12 protein-coding genes are annotated in these 12,609 nt (G+C 55.6%); 2 read left to right on the top strand and 10 right to left on the bottom strand.

Annotated elements, in window-relative coordinates:
* Window positions 1-7 precede the first annotated feature (7 nt).
* The 6 genes from sufS to Q5705_01040 all read right to left on the bottom strand — a co-directional run bounded on the left by sufS (window position 8) and on the right by Q5705_01040 (window position 6,403).
* Window positions 8-1,228 carry a cysteine desulfurase SufS gene (gene sufS, locus Q5705_01065; protein WLI77185.1) on the bottom strand — a complete coding sequence of 407 codons (1,221 nt, stop codon included), beginning with the start codon at window positions 1,226-1,228 and terminating at the stop codon, window positions 8-10.
* Window positions 1,225-2,496, bottom strand: a complete 1,272-nt coding sequence (gene sufD / locus Q5705_01060; protein WLI77184.1) for a Fe-S cluster assembly protein SufD — start codon at window positions 2,494-2,496, stop codon at window positions 1,225-1,227. The genes sufS and sufD overlap by 4 nt, the downstream gene beginning before the upstream one ends.
* Window positions 2,471-3,217 (bottom strand): Fe-S cluster assembly ATPase SufC, encoded by a 747-nt coding sequence (gene sufC / locus Q5705_01055; protein ID WLI77183.1) that lies wholly within the window; start codon window positions 3,215-3,217, stop codon window positions 2,471-2,473. The genes sufD and sufC overlap by 26 nt, the downstream gene beginning before the upstream one ends.
* Window positions 3,218-3,234: 17 nt before the next feature.
* Entirely contained in the window at window positions 3,235-4,719 is a 1,485-nt protein-coding gene (gene sufB, locus Q5705_01050; protein WLI77182.1) for a Fe-S cluster assembly protein SufB, read from the bottom strand.
* 8 nt (window positions 4,720-4,727) lie between these two features.
* Window positions 4,728-5,084, bottom strand: a complete 357-nt coding sequence (gene sufA, locus Q5705_01045; protein WLI77181.1) for a Fe-S cluster assembly scaffold SufA — start codon at window positions 5,082-5,084, stop codon at window positions 4,728-4,730.
* 284 nt (window positions 5,085-5,368) lie between these two features.
* Entirely contained in the window at window positions 5,369-6,403 is a 1,035-nt protein-coding gene (locus Q5705_01040; protein ID WLI77180.1) for an NAD(P)-dependent alcohol dehydrogenase, read from the bottom strand.
* A gap of 104 nt (window positions 6,404-6,507) precedes the next feature.
* On the opposite strand from Q5705_01040, the gene Q5705_01035 reads away from it, so the two are divergent.
* The gene (locus Q5705_01035) at window positions 6,508-7,395 is read left to right on the top strand and encodes a LysR family transcriptional regulator (GenBank protein ID WLI77179.1); all 888 of its coding nucleotides are present in this window, start codon (window positions 6,508-6,510) and stop codon (window positions 7,393-7,395) included.
* A 68-nt stretch (window positions 7,396-7,463) separates the two neighbouring features.
* On the opposite strand, the gene Q5705_01030 is transcribed toward Q5705_01035, so the two are convergent.
* A complete protein-coding gene (locus Q5705_01030; GenBank protein WLI77178.1) occupies window positions 7,464-8,273 on the bottom strand; it encodes a sulfite exporter TauE/SafE family protein in 810 nt (269 codons plus the stop codon).
* Between the two features lie 107 nt (window positions 8,274-8,380).
* On the opposite strand from Q5705_01030, the gene Q5705_01025 reads away from it, so the two are divergent.
* The gene (locus Q5705_01025; protein ID WLI77177.1) at window positions 8,381-9,148 is read left to right on the top strand and encodes a helix-turn-helix transcriptional regulator; all 768 of its coding nucleotides are present in this window, start codon (window positions 8,381-8,383) and stop codon (window positions 9,146-9,148) included.
* Between the two features lie 49 nt (window positions 9,149-9,197).
* Here the strand turns inward: Q5705_01025 and Q5705_01020 are convergent, their stop codons facing one another.
* The 3 genes from Q5705_01020 to Q5705_01010 are packed head-to-tail and all read right to left on the bottom strand — an operon-like array spanning window position 9,198 to window position 12,597.
* The gene (locus tag Q5705_01020) at window positions 9,198-10,838 is read right to left on the bottom strand and encodes an ABC transporter ATP-binding protein (protein ID WLI77176.1); all 1,641 of its coding nucleotides are present in this window, start codon (window positions 10,836-10,838) and stop codon (window positions 9,198-9,200) included.
* Window positions 10,838-11,656: an ABC transporter permease gene (locus Q5705_01015; GenBank protein ID WLI77175.1), complete on the bottom strand. Its 819-nt coding sequence runs from the start codon at window positions 11,654-11,656 to the stop codon at window positions 10,838-10,840. Before Q5705_01015 ends, Q5705_01020 begins: the two co-directional genes overlap by 1 nt.
* Complete coding sequence (locus Q5705_01010) at window positions 11,656-12,597, bottom strand: ABC transporter permease (GenBank protein WLI77174.1); 942 nt, start codon at window positions 12,595-12,597, stop codon at window positions 11,656-11,658. Before Q5705_01010 ends, Q5705_01015 begins: the two co-directional genes overlap by 1 nt.
* Window positions 12,598-12,609: the final 12 nt, after the last annotated feature.

The raw sequence follows: 12,609 nt of genomic DNA, 5'->3' as shown, positions 1-12,609 counted from the left end.
CTCCTTGTTAGCTCAGCAACTGATGAATGCGTTTCAGGCCAGCGACCAGACGATCCACCTCTTCATGGGTGTTGTACATCACCAGCGACGCGCGACACATCGCTGGCACATTGTAAAACGCCATCAATGGCATCGCGCAATGGTGGCCGGTGCGCACCGCAATGCCGTAATTATCGAGGAAGCTACCGACATCATAAGCGTGGTGTTTACCCAGGTTGAACGCAATCACGCCCTGGCGCTGTGCCGGGCCATACAGCGTCAGATCCGGAACCCCTTTCAACGCATCCAGGGCATAGCGCATCAGCGTTTGTTCATATTCCCCAATCGCTTCAAGGCCAAGTTGGGTGACATAGTCAATGGCTGCGCCAAGGCCAATAATCCCGCCGGTATTCGGCGTCCCGGCTTCGAAACGCCACGGCGCTTTGGCATAGGTGGTGCCTTCGGTCAGGCTGACGGTGGCGATCATCGACCCGCCCCCTTCCCACGGCGGCATGTCCTGCAAAATGTCCTCTTTGACATACAACACGCCAATGCCCGTGGGTCCATACAGTTTATGGCCGGAGAAGACATAAAAATCGCAATCCAGCGCCTGCACATTAACCGGATGATGCATCACTGCCTGCGCGCCATCCACCAGCACTTTCGCGCCGTGCTGATGTGCCAGGCTAACGATCTCCGCCACCGGGTTTTCGGTGCCCAGCACGTTGGAAACCTGGGTGATGGCGACCAGGCGCGTGCGCTCATCGAGCAGTGTTGGCAGCACGTCCAGTTGCAACGTGCCATCCTGGTTCAACGGGATCACGCGAAGCTGCGCGCCAACGCGTTCACACAGCATCTGCCACGGCACAATATTGGCGTGGTGTTCCATGGCGCTGATGATGATGTTATCGCCCGCTTGCACCTGGCTATTACCCCAGCTGTTGGCGACCAGGTTGATCCCTTCGGTGGTGCCACGGACAAACACCAGCTCTTCCGGCAAACGGGCGTTGAGAAACGCTGCCGCCTTCACGCGCACGTTTTCCATATGCTGGGTGGCTTCTGCACTCAGCGTGTGGATGCCGCGATGCACCGCCGCATAACCGTGGCGGAAAAAATCCGCCTCGGCATCAATCACCTGATTCGGTTTTTGCGCGCTGGCTGCGCTGTCGAGATATGCCAGCGGGAGTCCGTTCACTTCACGCAGCAGTACGGGGAAATCGGCACGTACGTTGTTCACGGGAAAACTCATGCTACGCCCCCTGCCAGACGCTGGCTGATACGCGCCAGAATCTGTTGTTTTAACGCCTCGTCGCTGATGGCTTCCGTCAACTCAGCGGCAAAGGCATGGATAATCATCTGTTGCGCCGCATCCTGATTGATCCCGCGCGAACGCAAATAGAACATCTGCTCATTATCAATGCGGCCAATGGTTGCACCATGACTACATTTGACGTCATCAGCGTAAATTTCAAGCTGAGGCTTGGTGTCCACTTCCGCCAGCCGACCCAGCAGCAAGTTGTTGTTGGTCATCTGACCGTCGGTTTTAATGGCGTGTTGCGCAACGTTAATCAAGCCGTTGAACACTGCACGCCCTTTATCGCTGACGATAGTTTTATGCAACTGGCGGCTATTGCAGTAACCCTTGTTATGCTCAAGCCAGGTGCGCGTGTCGCAGACTTCCGATTTCACCGGCATCGCCAGGCTGTTCATATTCAGTTGAGTGTTTTCGCCGTTCAGTTGCGTACTGGTGTTATGACGCAGTACCGCGCCGCCGAGCAGGAAACTGTGACTATCCGCTGCACCATCGTCTGAGAGCAAAATATCGTTATGGGCGAAGTGGTAACTGAGCGGGTTTTCGAACGCCAGTTTCACATGATGCAGCCGCGCATTCGCGCCCACCTTCATGGTTAAGCGCGAGCCGGTAAAATGCCGGGCATCATTAAGGCTGACGTAATGTTCGTACACCGTCGCCTCTGCGCCCTGCGCCAGCTCCAGATGATGGCGATAGTGCGCCGTGTTCATCTCTTCACCCGCCAGCCCTTGCGTTACGTGCATTAAGAGCAACGGCTTAGAAGGCCGTTGATCACGCGCGACATGAATGGACGTCACACTTTGCGCCAGGCTTTCGGTGAGATGCAGAAACACTTCTGGCTGCACCGGTGCAGGCAGGCTGGCGCGCGCATCACTAACGGTCACCTCAAATCCGGAACCGAGCGTATCATCGCTTAATTGCGCACTGAACTGCCCGTCAACAAACACCAGCCGCAGCGCATCCACCGGCAATGCCAGCGCATCGCGCTGTTGTTCGGTGAGCGAACCTTTTGCTGCGACAAACTGGCTGTTTAACAGGCCATCAAGCGGTGTGTATTTCCAGTTTTCATGTTTGCGCGTCGGCAACCCCAGACGCAGCATCTGTTGCAGGTGCTGTTGCGCCGCTTCAGAGTGCGCGCCGCCCTGCGTTTCGAACAGATGGTGCCACTGTTGTAGCGCGTTACTGCTGTTCGGTAAGCCAGCCATAGCCCTGCTCCTCCAGTTGCTTCACCAGCGTGAAATCACCGGATTTCACGATGCGTCCCTGATACAACACATGAACAAAGTCCGGTTTGATGTAATCGAGAATGCGCTGGTAGTGCGTAACGATAATAAAAGCCCGGTTTTCGTCACGCAGCGCATTCACGCCCTCAGCGACGATTTTCAGCGCATCGATATCCAGCCCGGAGTCGGTTTCATCAAGAATGCACAGTTCCGGCTCCAGCACCGCCATTTGCAAAATGTCGTTACGCTTTTTCTCACCGCCGGAGAAACCCACGTTCACCGAGCGGGTCAGCAAATCTTCCGGCATTTTCAAAAGCTTGATCTTCTCTTCCATCAGATCCTGGAAATCAAAGCGATCCAGCGCCTCTTCCCCTCGGTATTCACGCACCGCATTCAGCGCGGTTTGCAGGAAGAACTGGTTACTGACGCCCGGAATTTCAACCGGATACTGGAAGGCCATAAAGACGCCTTCTCCGGCGCGGTCTTCCGGCGATAGCTCCAGCAGATCTTTGCCTTTAAATTCCACGCTGCCGCCGACCACTTCGTAATCTTCGCGCCCGGCCAGGGTAGCAGAAAGCGTACTTTTACCGGAGCCATTCGGCCCCATAATCGCATGCACTTCGCCCGGTCGAACCTCAAGGCTCAAACCACGCAAAATCTCTTTATCTTCAACGCTCACCTGCAAATTTTTGATACTTAACATTTATTATCCTTTGATTCTTAACCGACGCTGTGTTCAAGGCTGATAGCCAGCAGTTTTTGCGCTTCGACGGCAAATTCCAGCGGCAGCTCGGAGAAGACGTCTTTACAGAAGCCGTTGACAATCATAGAGATAGCATCATCTTCGCTAATGCCGCGTTGCAGGCAGTAGAACAGCTGATCTTCACCAATACGCGAGGTGGTGGCTTCATGCTCCAGTTGCGCACTGTTGTTACGACACTCGACATACGGGAAGGTATGTGCGCCGCTATCCGGGCCAATCAGCATCGAATCACACTGGGTAAAATTGCGCGCGTTGGTGGCGGTCGGCATGATTTTTACCAGCCCGCGATAGCTGTTCTGGCTGTGTCCGGCAGAGATCCCTTTCGAAATAATGGTCGATTTGGTGTTTTTGCCGATATGGATCATCTTGGTGCCGGTATCCGCCTGTTGGTGCCCACTAGTCAACGCAACGGAGAAGAACTCGCCAATCGAGTTATCGCCGCGCAAAATGCAGCTTGGGTATTTCCAGGTGATCGCCGAGCCGGTTTCCGACTGGGTCCACGACATTTTGCTGTTCTCGCCTTCGCACAGCGCACGCTTGGTCACAAAGTTGAGGATCCCGCCGGTGTTGTTATCACCGGGGAACCAGTTCTGTACCGTGGAATATTTTACTTCTGCGTCTTTGTGGATGATCACTTCCACCACAGCTGCATGCAGCTGGTAACTGTCGCGAACCGGCGCGGAGCAGCCTTCAATATAGCTAACGTAGCTGTCTTCATCGGCGATCAGGATCGTGCGTTCGAACTGGCCGGTTTTCTCCGCGTTGATACGGAAATAGGTCGACAGTTCCATTGGGCAGCGCACGCCTTTCGGGATATAGATGAAGGTGCCATCAGACGCCACGGCGGCGTTCAACGCGGCGAAGAAGTTGTCATTCGACGGAACAACGGTGCCCAGGTACTGTTTCACCAGTTCAGGATGGTCGTGAATCGCTTCGCCAAAGGAACAGAAGATGATCCCCTGTTCTGATAGCTTTTCACGATAGGTCGTGGCGACGGAAACAGAGTCAAAAATGGCGTCAACCGCCACTTCTTTCCCTTCACGTACCGGCACGCCAAGCTGGTTAAAGGCTTCTTCCACTTCTTCCGTCAGCCAGGCGTTGGAGCCGGTTTGCTGCACAGCGCCGGGCTGCGACGCGCAGGTGTCATCGCAGTTGCCGCAAGACGGCGCGGAGTAATAGCTGTAATCCTGATAATCCAGCTTGTCGTAATGGGCTTTCAGCCAGTGCGGCTCTTCCATCTCCAGCCAGGCACGAAACGCATTCAGACGAAATTCCAGCATCCATTCAGGCTCGTTACGTTTGGCCGAGATGGCACGCACGACCTCTTCATTGATGCCTTTCGCCAGTTCATCAGTGCTTAAGCGGGTGAAAAAACCCTCTTTATAATTGATGTTGCCGGTCCAGATTTTGACATCGTCAGTTGCTTCAGTATTACGAGACATAGTACCGCCTATACCCCAAAGCTTTCGCCGCAGCCGCATTCGTGCTGCGCTTTCGGGTTATGAAATTTGAAGATCTGATTTAAGCCTTCACGCACGTAATCCACTTCCGTGCCGTCAATAAAAGGCATTGCCTGGAGCGGGACGTAGAGGCGCGCGCCGTCAGATTCATAGAGTAAATCGTCATCTTTCGGCTCGGTCACCGTGTCGAGTACATAGCCAAAGCCCGCACAACCGGTCTGTTTGATGCCAAGCCGTACGCCCAGCACCCCATCTTGCTTGCTGGTCAGCGCACGAATATGTTCTGCTGCGGCAGGCGTCAGGGTGAGCCCACGCCACGCAAAATCGTCGGGATTAAATGATTCCATCGTATTACCTCACTTCACCTGATCTGAAGGGCATAATGCTATGTTAGTGATAATAATTCTCACTTCAACCTCTATCCTGAAGGGTTATTCCCCCCGTAGCCCCTTTTTCAGCTGTTGCTATAAGCATAGACGCTGCTGAAAGGCATTACAGATAAGTGAGAAAATGTTTAATAAATTGATAAATAATGGATTTAGACAGCGTTACACGAACAACAGGGCACGAGGGAAAAGATGTATAGGAACTACCTATTTATGGGATAGGAATATGAAAAATCAACACCTGGTCATTGGATAAATTCTTTCTCTAAAGAAATAACCAACTTGCCTACCGGCCCCCGGTCAAGGTGCTCAAGCGCCGCCGGGAGTGCTTCCAGGGCATAGACTTTGTCTATCACGGGGGCGAAACCCTGCTGGTCAATGGCAGCACAAAGTTCTGTAAGCGCGCGTCGATGCCCGGTACCAATACCGTAAATATGCAGATCCTTAAACAGCAACGGCTCCAGCGGGGAGGAAACGTCAAAGCCCTTGAGGGCACCAATCAGGTAAATTTTGCCGCCTATGGCTGCCATCGCGGCGGCTTTGCCCAGGTTATCGCCACCGACAATTTCCAGCACATGATCCACGCCGCGATCCTGCGTTAACGCTAATACACGCTCCACAACGTCCTCATGGTCCCTGTCGATAATGTCCCGGACACCCAACGTCGCTATTTGCCCGACTTTACTGGTTCGGGTCACCAGTAACGCCTGCGCCCCTTTCATTTTGACGATTTGCAACGCCGAGAGCGCCACCCCGCCCGTCCCCTGAATCAGTACCGTTTCCCCGGACTGAATATTGCCGCGCTCGACCAGCGCGAACCATGCCGTAAGCGCGGCGCAGGGTAACGTGCTGGCCTCAACATGGTTAAGCGCGACGGGTTTACGTACCAGCCAGTGCTGTTTCATCGCAACGTACTCAGCCAACACACCAGGATAAAAGCCGCCCAAAGTACGATAAGAGAGCTCGCGGGCATTTCCCGGCCGGAGTCCATCCTGCCAGTCAGGTGTAAAGACGGAAATCACCTCATCCCCTGGAACGAAGCGCGTCACATCACTGCCGGTTGCCACGACACAGCCGGAAAGGTCGGAACCCGGCGTAAAGGGAAAACGCAGCGGCAATCCACGGCCATGCTCAATCACCATTTTGTCGCGGTGGTTAAGTGACACCGCCAGCACCTTTACAAGCACCTCATCTGAGGCCGGTTGTGGCACAAGCACGGTGTTAAGTTCCAGCGCGTCGCGACCTGTTCGCAGCATTTCCCAGCGTTTCATTGTCTTCATTGCCTTATATCCTCGTTTTTCACATGAGGTTCTATTTTGCCTGTGCTGAGATTGCGAATTAATACCCTATAATCGGCATGAACTGGTGAACGGGAGACAACAATGTGAAAGGATCCGAATACACTGAGCTGGTCGCGTTTCTGGCGGTGGCGGAGGAGAAAAATTTTCGCCGCGCTGCGCAACGGCTGGGTATTTCGCCCTCAGCAGTCAGCCATACTATTCGCGCGCTGGAAACGCGGTTGCGGATCCGTCTGTTTAACCGTACGACCCGCAGCGTGTCGCTGACAGACGCCGGGCTTCATTTTATGACGCACTTGTCCCCGGCGATGAAAGCACTCAGCGATGCGGTAGAAAACGCGGGCGAAACCCAGCTCATGCCGCGCGGGCGAGTACGCCTCAACATGTCACGTCTGGCAGCGCAGCGCGTCATTTTGCCGCGACTTGATGAATTCATGTCCCGTTACCCGGATATTCGTCTGGATCTGGTGATTGATGATCATCTTGAGGATGTGGTCGGTGCAGGGTTTGATGCCGGGATCCGTACAGGCGACCATGTCCCGCGCGATATGATTGCCGTACGGGTATCGCCAGACCTGAAGATGATTGTGGTTGCCGCGCCAGCCTGTTTTGCCGGGTTGCCTCTCCCTGAACGGCCTGAAGCGCTAAGCCAGCATCGGATCGTTAACTATCGCTGGCGCGAAAATAGCGCCCAGTATCGCTGGGTACTGCAACATCAACAGGAAGCGGTGGAGATCCCCGTTACTGCGGCATTCACGGTGAACGATAACGATATGCTACTGGCCGCCGCCGAGCGTGGCGCAGGTCTGGCACTTTTAGAAGAGGGTCATGTGTCAGACGCCCTGGCCGCCGGGCGTCTGATCCACATACTGCCGCAATGGTATCAACCTGTAGCGGGTTTCTACCTTTATTTCCCGCGAAACGCGTTTATGACGCCCGCGATGCGGGCGCTGGTCGATTTTATTCGTCACTAGCGTGTTGTGGATGTCAGCGCCTGCCTCGCCAGTGCGCGCTATCCCCTTGTGTCTATACCGTTTTCTCTTCAGGGCGCTAACATCACGAAAAACATCAAAACTAACAACAGGATATACATTCGCGCATACACAACATCAGGGATCTTATGCAGAAGAGGCGCGGCCAGGCGGATCCCACACCATGAGCCTGCAATCAGCAGAGAGAGCGCGGGCAAATTGATATACCCCACAAAACCCGAGCCTAATGATTTGCCCTGCCAGGCCAGAACAACGTAAACCAACGATCCGGCCACCGCCATGGGTAACGACACCGGATTGGCAAGCGCACTCGCCTGGGCCATGGATGCGCCTCTGCGGCGCATAACCGGAACGCTTAATACACTGCCCCCGACGCCCAGAAACGCGGCGATCAAACCAATACCCAAGCCAATAACGATGTTTGCCCGGGGGCTCATTGGCCGGAAATGACCTGTGGATTTGTGCATAAACCCGGGACGCAATACATTATCCAGGACGGTGATGCCAAGGTAGGCGACAAAAACCCATTGGATCCAGGCTCCGCTAACGGCAACCGCTAACAGCGCCCCTGCTATGGCCCCTATCGCAACAGGTATCAACAGTGGCCGAATAATTCCCCACTGTAATTTGCCTTCCCGGTGACGCTTAAACGTGGCTAAACCCGCCCCGAACATCATGGCGGCAGTGGACGTTGCAACGGCAATATGCATCGCCGACTGCCCGATTAACGATCCTGGGGGGTACGACAGCGTGGTGAGCGCAAACAGAAGGGGAACCGCGACGAAACCACCACCAAACCCGAACAGTACGGTGGTCACCCCCGAAATAATGCCGAATGCTGCAAGCAGGAACCAGAACATGACTATCCTCCGGATGAGAGCAAGGACAGAGAAGTTACTCTTTTCAGCGATGGCCGACATTCGCGAAACGGACAATAATAGGTGAGTTTCGGCCAACAGGAGCTCAAATGCGCAATATCCCGCTTTCAGACGTTGATCAGGTGAACCGAGCCGTTCTGGCTATCAGCACGGATTATCCGCCAGAGACATTACTTCTTCCCCATACACATCGTCGGGCACAGTTTCTGTATGGGATTAGTGGCCTGATGGAAGTGGAAACTGACGACGGCGCGTGGGTGATCCCCCCTTATTCCGGGGTATGGATCCCCGCTGGGAAACGGCATCAGGTGCTGATGCGTGGCGTGAGTACCCGCAGCCTCTATATTGAGAAAACACTGCCGGTACGTAACGGGAACCAATGTGAAGCGTTAATCGTGTCGCCATTGCTTCATCAGTTACTGCTGGCAAGCGAGGACATCCCCGCGTTGTATGATGAAAACGAACGGGCGGGACACATCCTTCGTCTTGCCATAGATGAGCTACGATCGGCGTCAGCCTTGCCGCTGTTTGCACCGCTACCGCAGGATGAACGGTTGTCCATGCTATGCCGGGCGTTTCTGCGAACCCCGTATATCACCACGTCTGCTGAAGAATGGGCTCACCAGCTCAATTGCAGCCCCAGAACATTCTCCCGTTTTTTTCGCCAGCAGACGGGAACCTCTTTTGGCAAATGGCGTCAGCAGGCATGCCTTATGGCCGCCGTAACGCGTCTCTCATGTGGAGAAAGCGTCACCAGCGTGGCTTTGGGGCTGGGCTATGACAGCCCTGGGGCCTTCTCCAGCATGTATCGTCGCCAGACAGGGGCCGCTCCGGGCACCCACCGGCGAACCACATAATGTTGCCGCTCACGGGATCATAACGGCTTTGCCTATCCCCGGGCCCTGCTCATGCCGGCTGTTGCTGTAGCTGATACCCGCCCTGAGTCAGCGGCTTCAGCACCGGCAGACAGCGCAGTAGCCGCTGCGTATAAGGATGACGCGGGTTATCGAGAACGTCGTCACTCCAGCCGCTCTCCACCAGAACGCCTTTCTCCATAACCAGGATACGGTCTGCAACCTGCTCGACCGCCCCGAGATCGTGAGTGATAAACAGGCAGGCGAATCCGTAATGCTCCTGGAGCCGTTTTAACAGTTGCAGGATCTGTTTTTGTACAGTCATATCCAGCGCGGAGGTGGGCTCATCCGCAATGATAAATGCAGGACGGCGAATAATTGCCCGGGCGATCGCCACCCGCTGGCGTTGCCCGCCCGATAGCTGATGCGGATAACGGGTCAAAAACATGGCCCCCAGCCCCACCTCATCAAGCACTTCACGCACTCGCTGCTCGCGGGCGCTGCGATTCATGGTTTCCACCAGCAACAGCGGCTCTTCGAGAATTTGCGCAATATACATCCGCGGATCGAGTGAGGAGAACGGATCCTGCTGAATCATCTGGCATTCACGACGCCAGGTTGACACCAGCTTCTTATCCGACGTTGCCACCAGATGCCCGCGAAACGCCAGTGTCCCGTTGCTGGCCTTTAACATGCCAGCAATCAGTTTACCGATGGTGGTTTTACCTGAACCACTCGCACCGACCAGCGCGACCGTTTCCCCCGCGCGGACGTTAAAACTCACCCCCTGCACCGCTTTCGTTACCGAAGCCGGACGAAACCACGCTTTACGCCCCGTGTAAGTAATCTCGACATCGGTCAGGGCGATCACGCTTTCCGCTGCCAGTAACCGTTGCCGATCCGGGGCGGGCTGGCGCACCGGCAAGGCTTCCAGCAGCCGTCGGGTATAAGGATGTTGAGGATCGGCCAACAGGCGCTGGCTGTCGTTCTGCTCTACCAGCTCGCCCTGCTCCATCACCATAATGCGCGAGGCGTAACGCGCCACCATCGATAAATCATGGCTGATAAGGATCACCGCACTTCCCTTTTCGGCCGTCAGCGACAGCATCAACTCCATCACTTCATGCTGAACCAGTACGTCAAGCGCTGTCGTCGGCTCATCGGCAATAATCAGTTTCGGCTCCAGCAGCATCACGGCGGCAATCATCACGCGCTGGCGCATTCCCCCTGAAAACTCGTGAGGATAACGGCCCAACAGATTCGCGGCATCCGTTAAACCGACGCGCTCCAGCATGGCAATAATCTTTTCGCGCCGTTCACGCTCCGTCAGTTGGCTATGCAAAACCAGCCCTTCATCAAGCTGACGGCCGATTGTCATCGCCGGGTTCAGGGAGGTCATTGGCTCCTGAAACACCATGCCAATGCCCGCGCCGCGCAAGTTCCGCAGTTGCTCCGGGCTCAGTTGCTGCAAATCCTGGCCGTCGAATATCAGGGATCCTGCCTGGCTGGAGATCCCCGCAGGCAACAGTTTGATCAAGGCGCGCATCGCCAGAGTTTTACCACTGCCTGATTCCCCGACCACGGCCAGCACTTCTCTCGGTGCCAGGGAAAAGGAGATGCCTTTCACGACATCACGCTCCGCCGCACTGACCCGCAGGTTAGTGACCTGCAATAATGGCGTCTGATTGTTCATCAATGCATCCTCGGATCAAGATAATCACGTAACGCATCGCCAAGCATATTCACGCCCAGCAACGCCAGAGAGATACAGCCTCCCGGCAGCAGCGCAAGCCAGGGGGCCTGCGCCAGATAGCTGCGGCTTGCTGCCAGCATATTGCCCCAGGTGGGTTCCGGCGGCGGCACGCCAAGACCTAAAAACGAGAGCGCACTTTCAGAAATCAACACCCAGCCAAGCATGGACGTCGCCAGCACGGTCAGCGGCGCGAGGCAATTTGGCAGAACGTGTCTGCGCAGAATAGTCAGTTCGTTATGTCCCATTATCCGTGCGGCGGCGACAAAATCGGCTTCGCGCAGCCCCATCACCGTTCCGCGCACAATGCGCACCACCGAGGGGGTATAGGCCAGCCCCAGCGCGAGAATAATGCCGTAACGGTTATTGCCAAGAATACTCAACAGCCCCAACGCCAGCAGAATGCCGGGAAAGGCCAGCAGCGTGTCGGTCACCATCATGATGACACGATCCACCACGCCCCGCAGATAGCCGCTGATAAGCCCCAGCACAATACCCGCCAGCAGCGCGAAACTTACCGTCACCAGCGAAATGGTCATACTGGCGCTGGCTCCGGCGAGCAGGCGGCTGAGGACATCGCGGCCATATTCATCCGTCCCGAGCAGGTAATGACTACCGGGAGCTTCCAGGCGCGCCAGGATGTTGATCCGTCCTGGGTCAAACGGCGTCCAGAAAAAGCCGACCACACCGGCCAGCACAATGACGCCAAGCAGCAGCATCCCCAAAAGCGCATTCGGCGCGAGCGCAATTCGTCTTTTCATCAGGCGGATACCCTCGGGTTAAAGAGCGGATAAAGCGCATCAATCAGCAAATTGGTCAGCACATAAAGCGTGGCGATAAACAACATACAGCCCTGGATAACCGGGTAATCGCGGGCATAGATAGCATCAACCAGCAAGCGCCCAAGGCCAGGCAGGCTGAAAACCGTCTCCGTCACCGCGACACCACTGAGCAGGTTGCCAAGCGTTAAACCAATCAGCGTCCATGTCGGCCCGAAGGCATTCGGGAACACATGACGCGACAGGACAGTACGCTCGCGCAGCCCTTTGGCCCGGGCATGGGAGACATAATCCAGCCTCAGTACTTCCAGCGTACTGGCGCGCATCATGCGCACCAGCGCCCCGACCTCCACCAGCACAAGCGTCATCACCGGCATCAGCAGATACAAAACCCCTGCTTTTAAGTTATCGCTTAACGAGACATACCCGACCACCGGCAGCCAGCCCAGTTGCAGGCCGAACAGCAGCAGGATAAGCAACCCCATCCAGAAGCTGGGAATGGAGAGCAAAAAAGTGGAAAACATCACCAGCCCGGTATCAAGCGAAGAGTTCTGCTTCCACGCCGCCAGCATCCCGGCGGGCACGGCCAGCAGCGAGGCGATGACTATCGCCATCAGCACCACGCTGAGCGTCACGCCGAAACGTTGCAGGATAAGCGGTAAGACATCCTGACCACTCTGAATCGAGTGGCCAAAATTCCCCTGCAACACGTTGCCGAACCAGATAATGAACTGCTGAACCATGCCCTGATCCAACCCCATGCTGTGGCGCAAATCAGCAAGGCTGTTTTCCGTCGCCATATCGCCCAGCATCAGGAGCGCCGGATCGCCCGGCACCAGGCGGGTGAGCAAAAAGACCAGCACCGTCACCAGCAATAAGGTGGGAATGGCGGTCAAAATACGGGTAAGCAGGAACTGCAACATGCGCGTCTCCTT

This window comes from Kosakonia sp. H02 (genome assembly GCA_030704225.1).
GTDB lineage: Bacteria > Pseudomonadota > Gammaproteobacteria > Enterobacterales > Enterobacteriaceae > Kosakonia.
The sequence above is the reverse complement of the archived record's forward strand: the minus strand, read 5'-3'. Positions and strand labels throughout refer to the sequence as shown.